Annotated in this window: 17 protein-coding genes and 1 pseudogene; 16 read left to right on the top strand and 2 right to left on the bottom strand. The window is 39.0% G+C overall.

Annotated features, from left to right (window positions below; all coding sequences use genetic code 11):
* From D7V20_RS12775 to D7V20_RS12720, 12 genes and pseudogenes are all read left to right on the top strand, one after another.
* A pseudogene (locus D7V20_RS12775) lies at nucleotides 1-355 on the top strand (acetyl-CoA C-acyltransferase); the annotation flags it as partial.
* A gap of 22 nt (nucleotides 356-377) precedes the next feature.
* A complete protein-coding gene (gene pcaB, locus D7V20_RS12770) occupies nucleotides 378-1,733 on the top strand; it encodes a 3-carboxy-cis,cis-muconate cycloisomerase (protein ID WP_120384616.1) in 1,356 nt (451 codons plus the stop codon).
* Nucleotides 1,730-2,518, top strand: coding sequence for a 3-oxoadipate enol-lactonase (gene pcaD, locus D7V20_RS12765; RefSeq protein WP_120384615.1), 789 nt, complete (start codon nucleotides 1,730-1,732; stop codon nucleotides 2,516-2,518). The genes pcaB and pcaD overlap by 4 nt, the downstream gene beginning before the upstream one ends.
* A gap of 41 nt (nucleotides 2,519-2,559) precedes the next feature.
* Nucleotides 2,560-3,915, top strand: coding sequence for an MFS transporter (locus D7V20_RS12760; protein WP_120384614.1), 1,356 nt, complete (start codon nucleotides 2,560-2,562; stop codon nucleotides 3,913-3,915).
* 14 nt (nucleotides 3,916-3,929) lie between these two features.
* Entirely contained in the window at nucleotides 3,930-4,364 is a 435-nt protein-coding gene (pcaC, locus tag D7V20_RS12755) for a 4-carboxymuconolactone decarboxylase (protein WP_120384613.1), read from the top strand.
* Between the two features lie 26 nt (nucleotides 4,365-4,390).
* Nucleotides 4,391-5,116, top strand: a complete 726-nt coding sequence (gene pcaH, locus D7V20_RS12750) for a protocatechuate 3,4-dioxygenase subunit beta (protein WP_120384612.1) — start codon at nucleotides 4,391-4,393, stop codon at nucleotides 5,114-5,116.
* A gap of 15 nt (nucleotides 5,117-5,131) precedes the next feature.
* The gene (pcaG, locus tag D7V20_RS12745) at nucleotides 5,132-5,761 is read left to right on the top strand and encodes a protocatechuate 3,4-dioxygenase subunit alpha (RefSeq protein WP_120384611.1); all 630 of its coding nucleotides are present in this window, start codon (nucleotides 5,132-5,134) and stop codon (nucleotides 5,759-5,761) included.
* A gap of 153 nt (nucleotides 5,762-5,914) precedes the next feature.
* Nucleotides 5,915-6,772, top strand: a complete 858-nt coding sequence (gene aroD / locus D7V20_RS12740) for a type I 3-dehydroquinate dehydratase (protein WP_120384610.1) — start codon at nucleotides 5,915-5,917, stop codon at nucleotides 6,770-6,772.
* Between the two features lie 27 nt (nucleotides 6,773-6,799).
* Nucleotides 6,800-8,260: a NosD domain-containing protein gene (locus tag D7V20_RS12735; RefSeq protein WP_120384609.1), complete on the top strand. Its 1,461-nt coding sequence runs from the start codon at nucleotides 6,800-6,802 to the stop codon at nucleotides 8,258-8,260.
* A gap of 58 nt (nucleotides 8,261-8,318) precedes the next feature.
* A complete protein-coding gene (locus D7V20_RS12730) occupies nucleotides 8,319-9,638 on the top strand; it encodes a carbohydrate porin (protein WP_120384608.1) in 1,320 nt (439 codons plus the stop codon).
* A gap of 176 nt (nucleotides 9,639-9,814) precedes the next feature.
* Nucleotides 9,815-12,244 (top strand): glucose/quinate/shikimate family membrane-bound PQQ-dependent dehydrogenase, encoded by a 2,430-nt coding sequence (locus D7V20_RS12725; protein ID WP_120384607.1) that lies wholly within the window; start codon nucleotides 9,815-9,817, stop codon nucleotides 12,242-12,244.
* Nucleotides 12,245-12,800: 556 nt separating this feature from the next.
* Entirely contained in the window at nucleotides 12,801-13,481 is a 681-nt protein-coding gene (locus D7V20_RS12720) for a GntR family transcriptional regulator (RefSeq protein ID WP_120384606.1), read from the top strand.
* A gap of 47 nt (nucleotides 13,482-13,528) precedes the next feature.
* Here the strand turns inward: D7V20_RS12720 and D7V20_RS12715 are convergent, their stop codons facing one another.
* Both D7V20_RS12715 and D7V20_RS12710 read right to left on the bottom strand, forming a co-directional pair.
* Nucleotides 13,529-14,473: a PDR/VanB family oxidoreductase gene (locus tag D7V20_RS12715; protein ID WP_120384605.1), complete on the bottom strand. Its 945-nt coding sequence runs from the start codon at nucleotides 14,471-14,473 to the stop codon at nucleotides 13,529-13,531.
* A 12-nt stretch (nucleotides 14,474-14,485) separates the two neighbouring features.
* The gene (locus D7V20_RS12710; protein ID WP_120384604.1) at nucleotides 14,486-15,562 is read right to left on the bottom strand and encodes an aromatic ring-hydroxylating dioxygenase subunit alpha; all 1,077 of its coding nucleotides are present in this window, start codon (nucleotides 15,560-15,562) and stop codon (nucleotides 14,486-14,488) included.
* Nucleotides 15,563-16,130: 568 nt separating this feature from the next.
* On the opposite strand from D7V20_RS12710, the gene D7V20_RS12705 reads away from it, so the two are divergent.
* The 4 genes from D7V20_RS12705 (at nucleotide 16,131) to D7V20_RS12690 (ending at nucleotide 21,516) form a co-directional block, all read left to right on the top strand.
* Complete coding sequence (locus tag D7V20_RS12705; RefSeq protein ID WP_120384603.1) at nucleotides 16,131-17,477, top strand: MFS transporter; 1,347 nt, start codon at nucleotides 16,131-16,133, stop codon at nucleotides 17,475-17,477.
* A 32-nt stretch (nucleotides 17,478-17,509) separates the two neighbouring features.
* Nucleotides 17,510-18,790: an OprD family outer membrane porin gene (locus D7V20_RS12700; protein ID WP_120384602.1), complete on the top strand. Its 1,281-nt coding sequence runs from the start codon at nucleotides 17,510-17,512 to the stop codon at nucleotides 18,788-18,790.
* Nucleotides 18,791-19,917: 1,127 nt separating this feature from the next.
* A complete protein-coding gene (locus D7V20_RS12695) occupies nucleotides 19,918-20,859 on the top strand; it encodes a hypothetical protein (protein ID WP_120384601.1) in 942 nt (313 codons plus the stop codon).
* A gap of 123 nt (nucleotides 20,860-20,982) precedes the next feature.
* Nucleotides 20,983-21,516 (top strand): GTP-binding protein, encoded by a 534-nt coding sequence (locus D7V20_RS12690; RefSeq protein ID WP_120384600.1) that lies wholly within the window; start codon nucleotides 20,983-20,985, stop codon nucleotides 21,514-21,516.
* Nucleotides 21,517-21,746 lie beyond the last annotated feature (230 nt).

The raw sequence follows: 21,746 nt of genomic DNA, 5'->3' as shown, positions 1-21,746 counted from the left end.
GTCTACAGCGGTGGGTGTTGAACCACGTATTATGGGTTTTGCGCCTGCGCCTGCAATTAAAAAGTTACTCAAACAAGCCAATCTCAGCATTGAGCAGATGGATGTGATTGAGTTGAATGAAGCGTTTGCCGCTCAAGCTTTGGCAGTGACTCGTGATTTAGGCTTAGCGGATGATACAACGCAAGTGAATCCGAATGGTGGTGCGATTGCGATTGGTCATCCGTTGGGTGCATCGGGTGCGCGTTTGGTGGCCACGGCTTTGAATCAGTTGGAGCAAACGGGTGGAACCTATGCGCTATGTTCGATGTGTATTGGGGTTGGTCAAGGCATTGCTTTGATTATTCAACGGGTTTAAAGCAGATTTAAGGATAGCGATCATGAGCCAGTTATATGCCAGCTTATTTTACCAAAACGAGGTAACTGAAATTTTCAGTGATCGCGCGTTGGTGTCTTACATGATTGAGGCTGAAGTTGCCTTGGCACAAGCTCAGGCTAAGGTTGGTGTCATTCCAGAATCTGCGGCAATAGCAATTTTAGACATTGCAGCAACTGCACTTGATCAGATTGACTTTGATGCATTAGCGATTGCAACAGGTTTGGCGGGCAATATTGCGATTCCTTTTGTGAAGCAATTCACTGCAATTGTGAAACAAGCCAATGAAGATGCTGCGCGTTATGTACATTGGGGCGCAACCAGTCAAGATATTTTAGATACCGCATGTATTTTGCAATGTCGTGCAGCAATGACACATGTTGAAGCTTTAATTCAACAATGTTATCGCACAGCTTTGGTTCAAGCTGAACAGTATCGTTCACAAGTGATGATTGGACGCACATGGTTGCAGCAAGGTTTACCGATTACGTTAGGTCATAAATTAGCACGTTGGGCTTCTGTATTTCATCGTGATTTAGTTCGTATTGAAGCCATGAAATCGCGCGTGTTTACTGCTCAATTGGGTGGTGCTGTGGGTTCATTAGCATCATTACAGAATCAAGGCACAGCAGTTGTACAGGCATTTGCAGCACAGTTACAACTTTCTGTTCCAAGCTGTACTTGGCATGGTGAACGAGACCGTATTGTCGAAGTGGCGAGTGTTCTCGCAATAGTGACAGGTAGCTTGGGCAAAATGGCGCGTGACTGGTCGTTGATGATGCAAACTGAAATTGCTGAAGTGTTTGAACCAACTGCAAAAGGTCGTGGTGGCTCATCGACGATGCCGCATAAGCGTAATCCTGTCGCTGCCGCATCTGTATTGGCAGCAGCCAATCGTGTGCCTGTACTGATGTCGAGTTTATATCAAAGCATGGTGCAGGAACATGAGCGTAGTCTAGGTGGATGGCATGCGGAATGGTTGGCATTACCTGAAATTTTCCAGCTATGTGCGGGTGCTTTAGAACGGACTTTAGACGTGTTAAAAGGCATGCAAGTCAATGCTGAAAATATGCAACGTAATTTGGAATGTACTCAAGGCTTGATTATGGCAGAAGCGGTGATGATGGCATTGGCGCCACATATTGGACGTTTACAAGCTCATCATCTGGTAGAGGACGCGTGTAAAACAGCAGTTGCAAAAGGTATGCACTTAAAAGATGTGATTGCTGAATTGGATCAAGTGAAAGCTTTATTTAATACAGCTCAGATTTTAGACATTTTTAAACCCGAATCTTATCTTGGCAATATTCAAGACCAGATTGATGCGGTGTTGCAAGAAGCAAAAGGAGAGGCAAAGTGAATATCACGATGACCAATCGTCAAGGTAAGACTTTATCTGTTGCAATCAGTGGGCAAGACAATGCACCTGTGATTATATTTTCAAACTCATTGGGTACCGATAAAGGCATGTGGCAGCCCCAAATTGCTGCTTTTGAACAGCAGTTCAAAGTGGTGACTTATGACACACGTGGTCATGGGCAAAGCGATGTGATTGAGCAGACCACTGTACAAAATCTTGCAGAAGATGTGATTGATATTCTGAACGGTTTAAATATTGAAAAAGCGCATTTCTGTGGAATTTCAATGGGCGGTATGACGGCTTTATGGCTCGGTATTCACCATTCGGAGCGTTTTCACAGCATTACTGTGGCGAACTCTGCAGCTAAAATTTGGACGGCAGAGGGCTGGAATGCACGTGCTGATGCCGTGACTGAGAATGGTGTAGCTGATTTGGTCAAGACCACCCATACCCGTTGGTTCAGTGAGGAGTTTAATTATCAACATGATGCTTTGGCACAACGAACGATTCAGTCTTTAGCGACTACGCCAGCACTGGGTTATGCAGAATCTTGCCGTGCTTTGGCACAAGCTGATTTGAGTAATGAGATTCATAATATTCACATTCCAACCTTATTGATTGCAGGCGCATTTGACCCAGTTACCACAGTGGCAGATAGCGTTTTTATGCAACAACAGATTCAAGATAGTGAACTCGCGGTGATAAATGCATCGCATCTTTCCAATATCGAACAGCCTGAGTTATTTAATCAAACCCTCAGTCAGTTTATTGGATCGATTCAATAGTTTAAGGATTTTAAAAGGACTTTCAGCCCAAGGAGGTAGGTATGGCGTCTCAGGAATACGTTACTCAAAAAACGAGTATAGACGCACAAGCACTGATTAATGATGCACCGATTAGCAAATATCAGTGGCTTATCGCAATTGTATGTTTTCTCATTGTTTTTGTTGATGGTATTGATACTGCGGCAATGGGTTTTATTGCTCCAGCCTTGGCACAAGATTGGGGGATAGATCGTTCGCAACTGGGCCCAGTCATGAGTGCAGCCTTAGGCGGCATGATTATTGGTGCACTGGTGTCTGGTCCAACCGCTGACCGCTTTGGGCGAAAAATTGTTTTAAGTGTTTCTATGTTGATTTTCGGTGGCTTTACCTTGGCATCGGCATATGCAACTGACTTAAACACTTTAGTGGTACTGCGCTTTTTAACGGGTATTGGTTTGGGTGCGGCAATGCCGAACGCAACCACGCTATTTTCTGAGTATTGCCCGCAACGCTCTCGCTCGTTACTCGTCACTTGCATGTTCTGTGGTTACAACTTGGGTATGGCGACAGGTGGTTTCATCAGCAGTTGGTTAATCCCAACATTTGGTTGGCATAGCTTATTTTTATTGGGTGGTTGGTCACCACTGATTTTGATGATTATGGTGATTTTCTTCTTACCTGAATCTTATCGTTTCTTGATAGTGAAAGGTCGTGACAGCGAAAAAGTCCGCAAAATTTTAACGCATATTGCACCTGAAAAAGTACAGGGTGTTACTGAGTTTCATGTGCCGGAAGAAAAAGCGGAAGGTGAGAAGAAGAAGGGTGTGTTCAGCATGCTGTTCTCTCAGAAATATGTCAAAGGTACGGTTTTATTGTGGCTGACCTATTTCATGGGTTTAGTGATGATTTATTTGCTTACCAGTTGGTTACCAACCTTAATGCGTGAAACTGGTGCGACTATGGAACGTGCCGCATTTATCGGTGGTTTATTCCAGTTTGGTGGTGTACTCAGTGCTTTATTTATTGGCTGGGCAATGGATCGTTTCAACCCTAACCGTATTATTGCAGGTTTCTACTTTGTCGCTGGGATCTTTGCCCTCGCTGTGGGACAGAGCTTAGCAAATCCGACATTACTTGCCATTTTAGTACTTTGCGCAGGTGTTGCGATTAATGGTGCGCAGTCTGCTATGCCAGCACTCAGTGCTCGGTTTTATCCGACGCAATGCCGTGCAACAGGTGTGGCTTGGATGTCTGGAATTGGTCGTTTCGGTGCGGTATTTGGTGCTTGGATTGGTGCGGTATTACTTGGTAATGACTGGTCATTTACTGCGATCTTGAGCTTGCTCATGATTCCTGCAACTGCAGCGGCTGTCGCAATTTTTGTTAAATCACTGGTTGCACATACTGACGCAACTTAATTGAGGTTTCTCATATGAATGATGAACAACGCTATGAACAAGGGATCAAAGTTCGAACTGAAGTGCTGGGTGAAAAGCATGTCGGTCGTTCACTTGAGAACTTGAATGATTTCAATGCTGACTTTCAAAACTTTATTAGTCGTTTTGCATGGGGCGAAGTTTGGTCTAGGCCTGGTTTACCACGTCATACCCGTAGTTTAGTCACCATTGCGGTTTTATTGTCACTGGGCCGTGAAGACGAACTACGTATGCATTTACGTGCATGTTTTAATAATGGTGTGACTAAGAATGACTTAAAAGAGTTGATCTTGCACTGTTCACTCTATGCAGGTTTACCTGCAGCCAATGCAGCCATGCATATGGCAGAAGAAGTTTTTGCAGATTTGGGTATTGCGCCGCAAAAATTGAGTGAACAGCAGTTCAACCAAGAACAAATGAATCAAGAGTAATGGAACAAGATTAAGAGGGACGTCACATGTCACAACTTATTTTAGGTGCTTATGCACAACGTAATACTGAAGATCACCCGCCAGCATATACATCAGGCTATAAAACCAGTGTATTACGCTCGCCAAAAAATGCGTTGATTTCAATTGCAGAAACTTTAACTGAAGTAACTTCACCCCAGTTTAGTGCCGCACAGTTTGGGCCTAAAGATAACGATTTGATTTTGAACTATGCCAAAGACGGTCTACCTATCGGTGAGCGGGTTATTGTGCACGGTTATGTACGTGACCAATTTGGACGTCCAGTCAAAAATGCTTTGCTCGAAGTGTGGCAAGCCAATGCTTCAGGTCGTTACCGTCATCCAAATGATCAGTTTATTGGTGCGATGGATCCGAACTTTGGTGGTTGCGGTCGTATGATGACCGATGCCAATGGTTTTTATGTATTCCGCACCATTAAGCCAGGTCCTTACCCATGGCGTAACCGTATTAATGAATGGCGTCCTGCACATATCCATTTCTCTTTGATTGCTGATGGATGGGCGCAACGTCTTATTTCACAGTTCTACTTTGAAGGCGACACGCTGATTGATTCGTGTCCAATTATTAAAACCATTCCTTCGGAAGAACAACGTCGTGCACTGATTGCCTTAGAAGATAAGAGCAATTTCATTGAAGCTGACAGTCGTTGTTATCGTTTTGACATCACTTTACGTGGTCGTCGTGCGACATATTTCGAAAATGATTTGACTTAATATATGGAGAACAACATGAACCATTGGAATTTTCAGGAATTGCATGAAACACCATCTCAAACAGGTGGACCATACGTACATATTGGTTTATTACCAAAACAAGCCAACATTGAAGTATTTGAAAATAATTTCAACAATCAATTGGTACAGGAAAATACTGCGGGTGAGCGTATTCGTTTAGAAGGCCAAGTATTTGATGGTTTGGGTTTACCCTTACGAGATGTATTGATTGAAATATGGCAGGCGGATGCTAATGGCGTATACCCAAGTGCTGCAGATACGCAAGGCAAGCAGGCTGATGCAAATTTCCTTGGCTGGGGGCGTACAGGTGCTGATTTTGAAACAGGTTTTTGGAGTTTCAATACCATTAAACCAGGTGCAGTGCCGGGACGTAAAGGCACAACTCAAGCTCCGCATATTGCACTAATCATTTTCGCACGCGGCATCAATATTGGCTTAAATACTCGTGTGTATTTTGAAGATGAAGCTGAAGCTAATGCACAAGATCCAGTATTAAAAAGTATTGAATGGGCACCTCGTCGTCAGACTTTAATTGCGAAGCGCGAAGAGCGTGATGGTGAAGTGATTTATCGTTTTGATATTCGTATACAAGGCGAAGAAGAAACGGTCTTTTTAGATATCTAAGCTGTCACGGGCTCGGTGTGGGATGTCTTGCACTTGAGCCCGATAGATAAAAGTTTATATGGGGTGATTGTATGTTCCATTGCATGTATCTCACCTAAGTTTATGGCTGATGACCGAAGTCAGGCAATAGTATTGAAAATACAAGGAACTGTAATGATGATGATCAAAAAATTAGCAATGCAAATTTGCTTAAGCAGTGCAGTTATTGCGGCAATGCCAGCATTTGCAGTTGAAGCGGCTCAATCTAGTGTACAGCACTATATGGTTAAAAACGTCAATATTGGTGATTTACCCGTGAAAACTATTGTTCCTATTACTGCCAAAACTGCTGAACAAGCGCTTGCACAAGCCAAAGTAATCGCGAGTAATCCAGATGCAGATTTGGCTGAGTTCCGTATTGATTTACTCGAATTTGCAGCGGACACGAAAAAAGTAATTGCACTAGGTCAGCAGTTGAATCAGATTCTTAAAGATAAGCCCTTAATTGCCACCATTCGTACCCATAATGAAGGTGGAAAAATGACGGTTTCTGACCAAGACTATGAAAAAATTTATCGTGAATACTTGAAAAAGCCATTCATGCAATTACTCGATATTGAAATGTTCCGTGATCCAGAAAGTGTCGCGAAATTAACCAAATTGGCGCATGATAAACATGTATTAGTGATCATGTCGAATCACGATTTTAATAAAACGCCAGAACAACATGACATTGAAAGCCGTTTACTTAAACAAGATCAAATGGGCGCAGATATTTTGAAAATTGCAGTGATGCCGAAATCTAAACAAGATGTCTTTACCCTCATGAATGCAACGTTGTCAGTGAGTCAAAAAAGTCAAAAACCGCTGCTGACAATGTCGATGGGGCAGTTAGGCACAATTTCACGTGTTGCCACTGCGAACATGGGTGGCAGCCTGAGTTTCGGTATGATTGGTGAGGCTTCAGCGCCAGGTCAAATTGATGTGACCCAACTTAAACAGTTCCTTAAAACCGTGCAGCCTACTCCTTAAGACTTCTAGATATACAAGGATTTGAATATGAAATTATCAACCTTACGTTTAACGACACTGGTTTTAAGTTTGGCTGCATCAGGTTTTGCCAGTGCAGAAACTTATATTGTTGACCGCTATCAAGATGATGGTGCAAAAGGTTCATTACGTTGGGCAATTGAGCAGTCGAATACAAATATTGCACAAACAAATGAAATTCAGATTCAAGCTATAGGTAAGGCCCCTTATGTGATTAAGCTTGATCAAGCTTTACCACCAATTAAATCTTCCGTAAAAATTATTGGTACTCAGTGGGATAAAACAGGCGAGTTTATTGCCATTGATGGTTCAAACTACATCAAAGGTGAAGGTGCGAAAGCCTGCCCAGGGGCTAACCCTGAACAATACGGAACCAACGTACGTACCATGACTTTACCAGGGCTAGTTCTACAAGATGTGAATGGGGTGACACTAAAAGGTCTCGATATTCACCGTTTCTGTATTGGTGTCTTGATTAACCGTTCAAGCAACAACTTGATTCAGCACAACCGTATCAGTAATAACTACGGTGGTTCAGGCGTAATGTTGACAGGTGATGATGGTAAAGGGAATCCAACCTCAACCACCACCAATAACAACAAAGTTTTGAACAACTTGTTTGTCGATAATGGGGATGGCTTAGAGCTGACCCGCGGTGCGGCATTTAACCTAGTAGCGAATAATCTATTTACTTCAACCAAAGCCAATCCAGAGCCATCTCAAGGCATTGAAATTCTTTGGGGGAATGATAATGCGGTGGTCGGGAACAAATTTGAAAACTACTCGGATGGTTTACAAATCAACTGGGGGAAACGTAACTATGTTGCTTATAACGAACTGAGCAATAACTCAATTGGTTTTAACTTAACGGGTGATGGCAACATCTTTGACAGCAATAAGGTTCATGGTAATCGTTTAGGAATAGCCATTCGTTCAGAAAAAGATGCCAATGCCCGTACAACATTGACCAAAAACTTGATTTGGAACAATGGTAAAGATATTAAACGTTGTGAAGCAGGTGGTTCATGTGTACCCAATCAACGTTTAGGTGCTATTGTGTTTGCTGTACCTGCGCTTGAACATGCAGGTTTTGTGGGTTCTCGTGGTGGTGGTGTGGTGATTGAAGATGCGAAACTGCAAAAAACCTGTACCCAGCCAAATGAGCAGGGCTGTAACACTATACCAAACCAAAACATCCAAGCGCCACGTTTAAGCTATAGCAAAGGACAAATTACTGCTGTAGTTCAAGCACAGCCAAATCAACGCTACCATGTTGAATTCTTTGCCAATCATCAAGCCAATGGTCAAGAAGCTGAACAGTATTTAGGAATGCAAGTGGTGACAACCAATGCACAAGGTCAGGGGCAAGCAACGTGGAAAGCATTAAATGGTGTTGCAAGTGCGACAGCGAATGTGACTGATCATTTGGGTGCAACTTCTGAGCTGAGTCCAGCTGTTCGCATTAAATAATAAAAACTGTATGGAAAGCTCATCTGAGTTGAGCTTTCCTCTCAAAAGGATATTTACCATGCAACAACTCTTAAAGCTAGGCGCATTTTCTTTGGCGCTTTTGACGTGTCAATTGGCTTCAGCGAATGAATTTTATTCAGCAGACCGCCAATGGTTATTGGGTGATTGGAACGGTGAACGTAAGCAACTGGAAAATCAAGGTTATAAATTCACCGCATCGATTATGAGTCAGGCAGCCACCAATCTTGATGGTGGTTATAACGATGATAATACTTTGGAAAATGCAGCACAGCTGACTTTGGGTGCTAATTTTGATTTAAACAAAATTGCAGGTTGGGAAAATACCACTGCAGCAATCATGGTAACCAAGCGTGATGGTAATGCTTTAACGCTTGAGCGTATTAAAGATCCACGTGCTAGTACTTTGGGGAATAGTCAAGAAATTTATGGTCGTGGAAAAATTTGGCGCTTAACTCAAGCATGGATCAAAACAGGATTTGACGACAACCGAGTTCAATTTAAAATTGGTCGTATGGGTATGTCTGATGATTTTAACAGCTCGCAATGTGAGTTTCAGAACTTACTTTTGTGTGGTGGACAGCTTGGAAAATCCATCGGTTCAATTTGGTATAACTGGCCTGTCAGCTTATGGGGTACCAATGTGAAATACCAATTTGCACCAGATTGGTCACTTGGTTTGGGGGTGTATGAAGTCAACCCTGACAATGTCAAAACCGGATCAAACAGTGATGGTTTTAATCTAGATATGAATAATGTTCAAGGGGTAACCATTCCTGTTGAATTAGCGTGGAAGCCAAAACTAGCTGCATTTAATGGTTTAGCGGGTGAATATAAAATTGGTGCATTGTATTCAAATGCTGAAGCCAATGATGTTAAAACCGCAGGCAAAGTCCATGACGGCAAACATAGTTTTTGGTTGAATGCTCAACAACAACTCACACAACATGGGGCAGATCCGAAGCGTGGTTTATATGTCAGCTTCAATGGCGTGGTGAACGATAAGGCCACAACATTTGTAGAAAGTACACAACAATTGGCGCTTTGGTACAAAGGTCCTTTCGATAGTCGCCCTAATGATTCTGTTGGTTTTGGTTTAGCCAATTATGTGGTCAATGATCGGGCGAAAGATCGTCAGATTGCCACCAATGAGGCGAATGGTTATTACGACTACGATGCTTTTGCCAATGACTATGTTCCAATTCAACGAGATGAACTAAACGTTGAATTAAATTATACCTATCAATGGTCACCAGCAGTCATGCTGAGACCGAATTTGCAATATGTTTATCAACCTACTGGTGTGAAAGAAGTGGATGATGCATGGGTTGCAGGTTTAACCATGAAAGTTAATTTTTAACAGCATATTAGTTTGAATTTGATTAAAAAATATACCACTATGTAGTTATATTGAATTATTTTTTAAGTCATCAAAGTAAACGATTTGCATAGTAAAACTTTCATATGTGATTGAAAATGATAATTAAAAATGCAAGTGGTTAATCATTTAAGTTCACAATACTTGGAGTAAAATGTATGTCTGAACCTCATACGAAGTCTCAGCCCATATTCAAAATATGGTGTTTTATACTGGGACTTGCCCTGTTATTAACAGGTTTATTTTATGTGATTGGTGGTGGGAAACTCATTAGCCTTGGTGGTTCATGGTATTTCCTGATAGCAGGACTATTGACCCTTGCATCAGCAATTTTTATTTTCCGAAAAAAAGCGCTGGGTGTATGGATATTTGCATTGGTCTTTTTAGGTACTATCTTTTGGTCATTGTTTGATGCGGGTTGGGATTTTTGGGCCTTATTTTCCAGACTGATGTTTCCTGCAGGCTTGTTTGCAGCATTGGTTTTGACTTTACCCTCTATTCGTAAATATCAATTTCAAACAGCATTAGCAGCACCAGCCTATGCCATTGGTGGTCTTACTGTTTTAGGAATGTTGGGTGGTTTGTATGGTATGTTCATTCCACATCCAACGGTTAAATCCAATGGTCAGGAATTACCACTTGTTCCAGTCACAGCTGAATCTCAGCAAGTGAATTGGTCTCACTATGGTAATGATGCTGGTGGAAGTCGCTTTGCTGCACTGGATCAAATTAACCGTAATAATGTGTCTAAGTTAAAAGAAGTTTGGCGTTATCAAACAGGGGATTTGAGTACAGGTTCAGGCAATGGCGCCGAAGATCAAATGACACCTTTGCAAGTCGGTAATAAAGTATTTTTATGTACACCGCATAACAATATGATCGCGTTAGATGCTGATACTGGAAAACAAATCTGGAAGGCTGAAGTAAATTCTAAAGCAGATGCATGGGAACGTTGTCGTGGCGTGGCTTATTTTGATTCGACGCAACCATTACAACAACCGACTTTGGCAGGTGCAACACCAGTCATAGCAGTAGCGAACAATACAGCATGTCCGCGTCGTGTGTATACCAACACGCCTGATGCGCGTTTAATTGCGGTGAATGCGGATACAGGTGAACGTTGTGCAGACTTTGGTGTAAATGGAACTGTAGATTTATTGACAGGTTTAGGCGATGGAACTAAGGCGCCTCGTTTTGAAGTTACCTCTGCACCAACGATTGCTGGTACCAGCATTATTGTGGGGAGCCGTATTGCCGATAACGTGGCAGCAGATATGCCAGGTGGAGTGATTCGTGCCTATGATGCAATCACTGGACAATTACGTTGGGCATTTGATCCACGTAATCCTGATCCGAACTATGTTTTAAAACCAGGTGAAATCTATAAACGTAGTTCTGCGAACTCTTGGGCAGCGATGTCTTATGATCCACAGATGAACACTGTATTTTTACCAATGGGGAGTTCATCGGTTGATGTATGGGGTGGAAATCGTCAGCCAATTGACCATAAATACAATACTTCTGTCTTGGCCTTAGATGCGACGACGGGTCATGAAAAATGGATCTATCAAACGGTTCATAATGATCTATGGGATTTTGACTTGCCTATGCAACCAAGCCTAGTCGATTTTCCATTGAAAGATGGTACGACGAAACCAGCAGTGGTTATTGGGACAAAATCAGGTCAGTTCTTTGTCTTAGATCGTTTAACTGGTCAGCCATTAACAAAAGTGATTGAACAGCCTGTTAAAGTTGCCGATATTCCGGGTGAACAATATAGTAAAACTCAACCTCGTTCAGTTGAAATGCCGCAAATTGGTAATCAGACTTTGACTGAGTCTGATATGTGGGGGGCAACGCCATTTGATCAATTAATGTGCCGTATCAATTTCAAATCTATGCGTTATGAAGGTTTATTCACTGCTCCAGGCACTGATATTTCTTTAAGCTTTCCTGGCTCTTTGGGTGGGATGAATTGGGGGAGTATTGCATTTGATCCAACGCATCGATATATGTTTGTGAATGACATGCGTTTAGGCTTATGGATTCAACTGATTAAACAGACACCTGAAGACCTTAAAGTCGAAGCAAATGGTGGTGAGAAGGTGAATACAGGTATGGGTGCTGTACCAATGAAAGGCACACCGTATAAAGTGAATAAAAACCGTTTTATGTCCGTATTTGGTATTCCATGTCAAAAGCCACCTTTTGGAACGATGACTGCGATAGATATGAAAACGCGTAAAATCGCTTGGCAAGTGCCTTTAGGTACAGTGCAAGATACAGGGCCAATGGGTATTAAAATGGGGCTTAAAGCTCCGATCGGTATGCCAACGATAGGTGGGCCTATGGCGACTCAAGGTGGTTTAGTCTTCTTTGCAGCTACTCAGGATTATTATCTACGCGCATTTAATTCTTCTACTGGTCAAGAACTATGGAAAGCACGTTTGCCTGTGGGTAGCCAAGGAACACCGATGAGCTACATTTCACCAAAAACAGGTAAGCAATATGTCGTAGTTTCTGCGGGTGGTGCTCGTCAGTCTCCTGATCACGGAGATTATGTGATTGCCTATAGTTTAGGGGATTAAAACGTTTTGTTCTAAGGGAAGCTTGTCATCATGATAAGCTTCCTATTTCTCCAATGTTTTATATTGTCTTATTGAATTTTTCGGGGCGGAGCCAGTCGCATCAATAATTGTATATCGCATGAAGCACTGTGGATTCGATCTTATCTCATTAATTAAAGTATTTAAACAAAGATGTAGATATACATTGTCATTACAATATATCGTTTAAAGGTATGAAAAGTTTTAAATACCTGCATTATCCTAATAATTTCCCCTAAGCAATACTCTGTATCGCCTTATTTTTCATAATCATTATTTAAAATCATAGTGGTAGTCTTTATCTCTTATTGAATAAACCATGATATTCGTAGAATTATCCTGATGAGTGAATGCGGAATTCAATGCATTGACAACCGATTGGTGTTTTAAAGAGACATTGATTTTTATCCTATCGTTAGATTAAGTAATAAGCACAACCCATCAATACTTAAACCTTGATTTAATCTGAAAACTTATTTCATTTTGCAAATGAACTTGCTAGCATCGGAGTGACGCTTTTAATGATGTGTAGCAGCAAATGTCTTCAGGGCAACAAGTTTTACTTAAACTAAGAAAAATGATTATTTCAGGAGAAATTGAGGGCGGCGCTAGAATCGCAGAAATACCGACTGCTGAATCGCTTGGGGTTTCTCGGCAACCTGTTCGAATAGCATTTCGTTTGCTTGAACAAGAAGGTTTGCTCATTAAAAATCCAACTCGTGGTTATACTGTTCGTGAAATTTCAGAAGAATTGGTGCATGATGCACTTGAAGTACGAGGAGTTCTGGAAGGATTGGCTGCGAAAACTTTGGCAGAACAAGGTTTAACTGATGTACAGAAAAACACGCTACAACATTGTATCCAAGAAACAGAAAAGCTCTTTAATGGAAAAGATGAGTTTGGTGATCTTGAATTAGAGCAATATCATCATTTTAATGTTATTTTCCACGACACCATTATTGAGGCTGCACAAAATGTCGCACTCATACAAGCTTTAGCCAAAAATAACCAGCTACCTCTAGCCTCTGCTCAAGCGATTACCTATGATCAAACTCAAGCTTTGTCAGAATATCGCCGTCTGCATTATGCACATTTACAGCATTGTTCGATTTATGATGCATTGGTGCATCGTCAGGCAGGACGTGCTGAAACTTTAATGCGTGAACACAGTAGCGTTGTAATATTGGGGGAAACGCTAAGAAATGTTTTAAGCGTTTAAGGCTGATAAAGTTCCTTTAATGTATTCAATAAAGGAACTTAAAGCGACTAAAGTTCGATCACAAGGTTTTTAGTTTTTGCGCGAGAACAACAGGGCGTAAACTGGTTGTTAAGCGCATGTTCTTCTTGGGTCATATATACATCTCGATGATCTGGTATCCCATCGACGACACGAGTTATACAGGTTCCACAAACACCTTGTTCACATGAAACAGGGATATCAAAACCATTGGCAATTAACGCTTCAGTAGCAGTCTGCTCTGGTAATACTTCAATTCGGCGGCCAGTACCTTTAACTTCAATGGTAAAAGCTTCATCGTTAGAATTATCTACTTTTTGAGCGACAAAATGCTCTTGGTGTAATTGTTGGTTATGCCAACCTGCTTCCTGCGCTGAACCCATTACAAATTGCATAAATCCTGTAGGGCCGCATACATATAAGTGTTTGTCTGGTGAACTTTGCGCCAATACCTGTGCCATATTACATTCAGTGTCTGGTTGATCTTGAATGTGAAAATGGACTTGATCAGCAAAATGCTCAGTTAAATTACCATAAAAAGCAATCATTTCATGACTACGTATAAAATAATGCAATTCAAAAGGAATATTGGCCGACTTAAGCCGATATGCCATCGATAAAATAGGGGTAATTCCAATACCGCCAGCAAATAAAACAGCCTGCTTTGTATGCGGGTGAATCTCAAATAAATTACGTGGTTCGCCAATCTTTAAATGATCGCCTTCACGATATTCAGTGTGAATACAACGTGAACCACCGCGTGAATTGGAGTCATGTAAAACGCCAATCACATAACGATGTTTTTCACTACAACAGTTTGAAATTGAATATTGACGGGTTAGGCCATTTTTAAGATGCACATCAATATGTGCACCAGCTTCGAAACTCGGTAGTTCAACTCCATTTGTTGCAACTAATTCAAATGCACGAATTGTGGGAGTGAGCTGATGAATTTTTTGAATAACAACGTCCATGTCTATGCTCCTTTAAATAATCCGAATATTTGGAAACTTTTGTGAGGATGTTTCAGGCGGTGTTTTATGTTCTTCAGCCAGTAGTCGATCAATTACTTTACGAGACTGTACGCCACCTGCATCGATATTGAGCATCAGTAATTTACGATGTGGATTGTTTAAAATATTTTGCTGTTGCTGCTCAAGCATTTCTAAATCTTCGGTAAAGATTTTGCCTTGGCCTTCACGAATTTGATCAGTAAGTTCCTTATTGTCTGGTTGAAAATTACGTGCCATACCCCAGAAATACCAGTGAGATGTTTCTGTTTCAGGTGTAATAAAATCAACAACTATAGAAGAAACTTTTTTCTCCTTTGGTGCGTTATATCCACCATGTCCAGCGTGTGCCACACCGACTTCAATATGTACATTACTCGGAGCAAAGAAATGACAACGTTGCCAACGATCAACAAGTACATCATCTGCAAGATGGTTACCACGGAGTGCCATTTGCCAAAATGGTGGTGCAATAACATTTTCGATATAGCGTTCAGTAATAACATGATCGCCGTCAACTTGTGTGACTGGTAAAGCTTCGTCAATCTCTTTTTGTCCAATGCTACTTGAGTGAACATAAGTTTCATGTGTTAAGTCCATGAGGTTATCAACCATAAGACGATAGTCACATTGAATATGGAACAAACCTCCGCCATAACTCCATTCAGGATGATCAGCCCACTCTAAAGTTGGTAACTTCAATTCATCTGCTAAAGCTTTATCGCCCGGCCAGACCCAAATAAAACCAAATTTTTCAACGACGGCATATGCTTTGTTGCAAGGAAAACCGTTTACACGTTGGGCTGGCATTGAAACGGTTTTTCCGTCACAGCCCATGACTAAACCATGATAGCCACAGACAAGATTTCCATCTTCTACATAGCCAAGTGAAAGTGGGGCACCACGGTGGGGACAAAAATCTTCAACAGCAGAAACTTGGTTTTCTTTACCACGGTAAAAAACAATTTTTTCACCACAAATGGTGCGACCTAGTGGTTTGTCTTGGATTTCTTCAGGACGGCAAGCAACATACCATGCATTTTTAATAAACATTTGTGATGACTCCTTATCACTTATTGGATCCAATTTATAATAGGTTTTAGGTTTGGTCAATGGATAAATAGGGTTAAATAGCTGTTTTGCTCTTTAAAATTGTATTTTTTTATTTCATTTTTAGAGTTCTGATTTGGGTTTATTTTTATAAATGGATCCAAAATATAGATTGTAGGTAGCTTAGATGGTGGTGTTTGTTGTGGAGATTTTGCGTCATTTATTTACTTCACTTCAATTATATTTGGTGTTGTTTTGATATTTCTCAAAAAGACGATAGTTTTATTTTGGATCCATATATTAATGAAAAATAATCATGGTTATTTTATTTTTTTAATAAAATTAATAATTTAATAAAAAATTAATATAAATTATAAAAATGTATTGATTTTTTGGATCCAAATATTCAGTATAGCAAATGAGCAGGATGCTCCAAAAAACGTTTAGCGCATTGGTTTTTTGAAAAATAAATATTTCTTTAGTTCATTATGGATACGGATATGCATAGCCACTTAATCGCTCCTGTAAGCAATGTCGTGTGTATGTCTTGTCCACATTGGGAGATACACAAATGGAAAGAGATGTTCTAAGTGAGATTAATCAGAACAATATGAGCCGTTACCAATGGTTTGTTATTTTGATTTGTATTTGTCTAAATATTATTGATGGTTTTGATGTGATGGTCATGGCATTTACTGCACCATCTGTATCGGCAGAGTGGTCTCTCTCAGGAGCACAAATTGGTTTATTGCTAAGTTCTGGGCTGTTCGGGATGGCCGCTGGTTCAATTTTTTTAGCACCTCTAGCAGATAAAATCGGTCGTCGGTTACTTATTTTAGTGTGTCTAGCAATTGCAGGACTCAGCATGTTGGCATGTGCTTTTGTACAGAGCCATAGTATGTTAGCTGCGCTTCGATTTATTACGGGTATTGGTGTAGGCGGGATTCTGGCTAGTAGTAATGTTCTAGCAAGTGAATATGCTAATGCACGCTGGCGAAGTCTTGCAGTCAGTTTAATGTCTACAGGTTATGGGATTGGTGCAACACTCGGAGGTGTACTATCACTCGCATTGATTGAGCATTTAGGCTGGCGTTCAATCTTTTTAGCAGGTGGGATTACAACTCTTGCCATGTTATTGATAAGTGTATGGTTATTACCTGAATCTTTAGATTATCTATTGGTGAAAAAACCTAAACAGGCACTAGAGCGTATTAACGCGACGCTTTATCGTATGAACTTTAATGCTTTGCAAGTTTTACCTGATTATAGTCAGAATGATGCAAAAAATAATGGTGATTTTAGTAAGTTATTTGCAGGGCAGCAGGGGTTTCAAACACTTTGTCTATGGTTTTCATTCTTCTTGGTGATGTTTGGTTTTTACTTTGTCATGAGCTGGACGCCAAAAATTCTTATTTCAATGGGAATGTCACCTCAGCAAGGGGTAAGCACAGGTATTTTAATTAGTATTGGTGGTATTTTTGGTGCAGCCATTATTGGTTTACTTGCATCACGTATGAAAATCTTTTATGCCTTGAGTTTATTTTTAGGACTTACTTCTGCTTGTATTTTTCTGTTTGTAGCGGTTTCTGCTCAAGTGAGTGTTGCACTTCTTGTGGGGTTATTGTTGGGAACACTCATTAATGGTTGTGTGGCAGGTTTATATTCTATTTCACCAACGATTTATGATGCAGGGATCCGAAGTCGAGGCGTTGGTTATGCCATTGGTTTTGGTCGTATAGGTGCAATCTTTTCACCTACTGTTGCTGGTATTTTTCTTGATAAAGGCGTAGCACCCGCAACACTTTATGCTTATTACGGCATAGTTTTTATTTTAGCTATTTTTCTCATTTTAATTTTGGGTAATGCTTTCTACAAAAACAAGAAAGAACCAAATTATTCTCTTAAAACAGCACCTTGAACCATTAGAAATTAGACAGTTGAGTTGAAAAAATGAAAAAGATATTGTGGTTAGTAGGTGGTTGCTTGTGCCCATTATTTGGTCAAATGACGCATGCTGAATTTATTTCAGACAGTAAAGCTGAACTTACACTCCGAAATTTTTATTTTGATCGAGATTACAAGAAAGATCCATATCCATATACTGCTGCAAGAGATTGGGCACAGGGTTTAATTTTTAAGGGTCAGTCAGGTTATACCGAAGGTACAGTGGGTTTTGGTGTTGATATTTTGGCAATGGCGGGTTTTAACTTAATGGGTGATCGAGCAGATGACTACGCACGTAGTGGTTTGTTGCCGGTCAATTCGGATAACTCTCGTGATGATTATTATGGAAAAGTTGGAGTTACAGGAAAAGCTAAATTCAGTAAGAATGAGCTTTTTGTGGGAGATTTAGTTCCACAATTGCCGACGATATTTTCATCGCCTGCTCGCTTATTTCCTCAAACTTATCGTGGTGTCCGATTTGTGTCCAATGAAATTCCGAATCTGCAATTAGAAGGATTTTATGTCGATGAGGTGCGTCAGCGTGATTCAATCCACTATACCGATGTTGGAACGGATAATGTCAATCGTCGTTTTGATAAAGCAGCAACGACAGATTCTTTCTATACTTTTGGAGGAAGTTATAAGTTAAAGGATTATCGTCTACGTGCTTATCAAGCTGAACTTAAAGATATTTACCAACAGCAATTTGTGGGTTTTAACGGAAAACAGCCTTTGAATGAGCAGCTTAATTTTTTAAGTGATGTACGCTTTTTCAATAGTGAAGAAAGTGGGAATAAGAAAATAGGCGAGGTGGATAACCGTCATATCAGTGGTTTATTTGGTTTGAACTACCAGAATCATACGCTTTCTTTGGGTTATATGCAGTCATTTGGTTCAACAGGTCTGCCATTTTTATCGGGAACAGAAAGTCCAGTTGTACTTGATTTTATGAGTTCGGATTATTCAAATAAAGATGAAAAAGTTTATTCTGTACGTTATGAATATGACTTTAAAAATGTCCAATTCAATGATGTATCCTTAAAGGGATTACGCTTTATGACGCGCTATGCAAAAGGTGAGGATATTGATTTATTGCAATATGGCGATCAACGTTTTAAAGAAGAGTCAATGGAGTTTGATTTAGGCTATAAAATCCCTGAAGGAAAGTTGAAAGGGTTGGGAATGCGGGCTCGTTTTTCCCATTATCGAAATGATATGCCAACTCATATGACTTTTCATTCTGTAAATGAAGCACGTTTCAATATTGACTATAGCTTTAATTTTTAACAAATAAATATTTTCTAATGGCTGTTTTGTTTAAAAAACAGCCATTATTTTTAATTGATTTTAGACAATCGGTTGTTTAGAAATCATGATTTAAGCAATCGAAAGTTGTAAATTCCAGCTATTAAATTTTAATTCTGGTGTTTATCTTATTTATATAACTCTCACATAAAATAAAAAGTTTTTTAGTGTACTAAATATCTATTGTATTCCTATTTTAATGTATTGATTTTTTGTTGTAAGTAATTAATTTTATTGTTTTTTAAAATATTTCAGTGGTATAAATTTTTGGTTTCAACGATGACAATGTCTCAATCGAGTTTTTTCTTTGGGTTATTTCTTTTCTAAATTAATGAATCCTCCTACATGGGGGCGATTCTTCGCGTGGATTTTCTGATGTGGGATAGTTCGACACTAAATAATGTCTGATATGTATATTAATAACATAAATACAGCAACAATTGATCTGTAAATCTAAAGTATCAGGTCGAGCCTTTGCAGATAGACAGTGCTTTAATTTGACTCATATAGCATTAAAAAAACGGACTAAGTCATGCTCGCGAACTGCTAAAAATTGAGCATCGTAAGCTTTTGAATCAATATATCTTATCTTTTAATAATGCATGTAATTTCAGAAAAACCTTGTTTTAGAAATAAACAATTGACGGATTTTTTTGATTTATGGAAGAGGATTAATATTCATAAATGCTATTTAAAGTGATTTTATATATTATATTAGTGAAACTTAACTCTATTTATTAAATTAAAAAGACAAGTGTTTTTATAATGAATAAAAAATTAGTTAAGTCTAAATTAATATCATCTCATTTAGTAAATATGAGAATGATTTTTATATTCATTTGGTCTGTATTGTGTATTTTGAATATATTCTAATTCTAAAATAAATTGTTGTTTTACATTAACTTATATTTTTAAATGAAAATTTTTCCTATTATTGTTGTTTTAATATTTTTTTTATCAGATGGATATTACATTTTTATAATTTATAAGGTAAAAATAATATAAATTATTCTGTAATTTTTTAGTTTTTTAATGTGATTCATATGTTTTTTCTAAAATAAAATGTTAATATTGTCACGTTTTATGGGTGTGGCTATATGGGGGAATTGATGAAAGAAGAAGTAAAAATTGCTATATTTGGCTTAAGTCTAAATGTACTTGAAAATATTAAGCAAAAAGTTCAATCACTGTATGATGACGCCTTGAAAGTAAGTTGGGCAAATATTGCTGATCCTCATCTAGATATTCTTTTAGTAAATGACATGTTTTTTAGCTCGGCAACTATTCAGAACTTAGTTGGCGCAAAAAAAATCCCATATTTACGTCTAGTCAATAAAAATGAAAAATCAGGCATGATTGAAGGCGATAAACTGTATTTGCCTTTTATGGCTACCGAAGAGGTTCGACAATGGTTCAAAGATCGGTATCTACGTGTTCCTGTGAATAATAAAACTGAAAGTTTTGTGAATAAAATTTCACAAAAAATGGATTTAAAAAAAGTTGTTCCTGAGTTTTTTAATGAAAGAAATGGGAATGTTCAGGTTTTTGATTCAAAAGGTAATATTGCATTAATGAATATTCGAACCCAACAGGTTTGGATCAATGAAACAAGAAAACTACAACGAACAGATTCTTCTTTAAACTATACCTATGCAACCATGCAAATGGCTCAGTCAGTCAGTTTAATGCAGGGTGAAGATTTAACATCGTGGCTTTGGAACATGTTATGGCATTCTGAAGATTTAGATTTTAATCAAAATCATCCAGATTTTTATAAATTAAAGTTTTGGCCACAACCTGATCCTCAAAATGAAAGGAAAATGGTGTTTAAAATAGCTGCCTGTTTTGAACAGGGAGCAAACCTGAAGCAAGTGGTTCAAAAAACAGGATACAGCTCAGAACAGATTAATAAGTTTGTTTCGATTGCCGTATTGTGTAACGTGTTGCAAAAAATACCTGCAAGCGATGCAAAATTGATGGTGGAAGAAAAAGAATCATCTGGTGTACTTCGCGGATTTTTTGGCAAGTTGAGAAAGAAATTAGGTCTGTAAGCTGAATCAATAGATAGTCGTTTTACACATAATGTCAGTCCAGTCCAAATGATAAGCTTTGTGTGTAATTCAAATGAAATTTTATAGTCTAGTCAAAATGAAATAAATTCAACAGGTGATGAAGTGATTCTACAGAAATATAAAATTGTATTTGGCGGTAAGATGGGGGCAGGTAAAACTGCGGCAATCAAATCATTGTCTGAAATATCGGTTCTTTCAACTGAAGCACATAATACGGATGAACAATCACATAGCAAGGCGTTGACGACAGTTGGAATTGACTACGGAGAAATCAAACTAGATGACGATGTCGTTGTAGGTTTGTATGGAACGCCAGGGCAAGATCGTTTTGATTTTGTTTGGTCTGTCATCTGTAAAGGTGCAATTGGGGCTATTGTATTAATTGACCATTCACAAAAGGATGCGATTGAAGATTTAAAGTTCTATTTTGAAACATTCAAAGAATATTTGAATAATATTGTGGTTGGTGTGACTCATGTAGATGAAGACCCACAACATTTATTAAAACCTTATAAAGACTGGATGCATTTGAATCAACAAACGATGCCTATTTTCGCAATTGATGCTAGAGAGAAAGATGATGTTTTACTTATGGTTGAAGCATTGATTGCGAGAGCTGAAGTTGAATTTGGTTGATTTATTGATGGAATTTACATCTTATTGAGTTGTATATTTATTTAATTGTAGTTTTTCAAAAGCGTATGAATGAATACGCTTTTTTTATTTTTAAGTTAAATCTGAATACGTTTAGAAAATAAGTTCAACTAATGCAAAATAAGCACCAAATTAAAACAAATATTTAGTGGTGCACAAGATTGGTGCATTAAAATTGTGCATTACAATATAAAATTCGTAAGTGTGTTTGA

Source organism: Acinetobacter rongchengensis (assembly GCF_003611475.1).
GTDB classification, from domain to species: Bacteria; Pseudomonadota; Gammaproteobacteria; order Pseudomonadales; family Moraxellaceae; genus Acinetobacter; species Acinetobacter rongchengensis.
The sequence above is the reverse complement of the archived record's forward strand: the minus strand, read 5'-3'. Positions and strand labels throughout refer to the sequence as shown.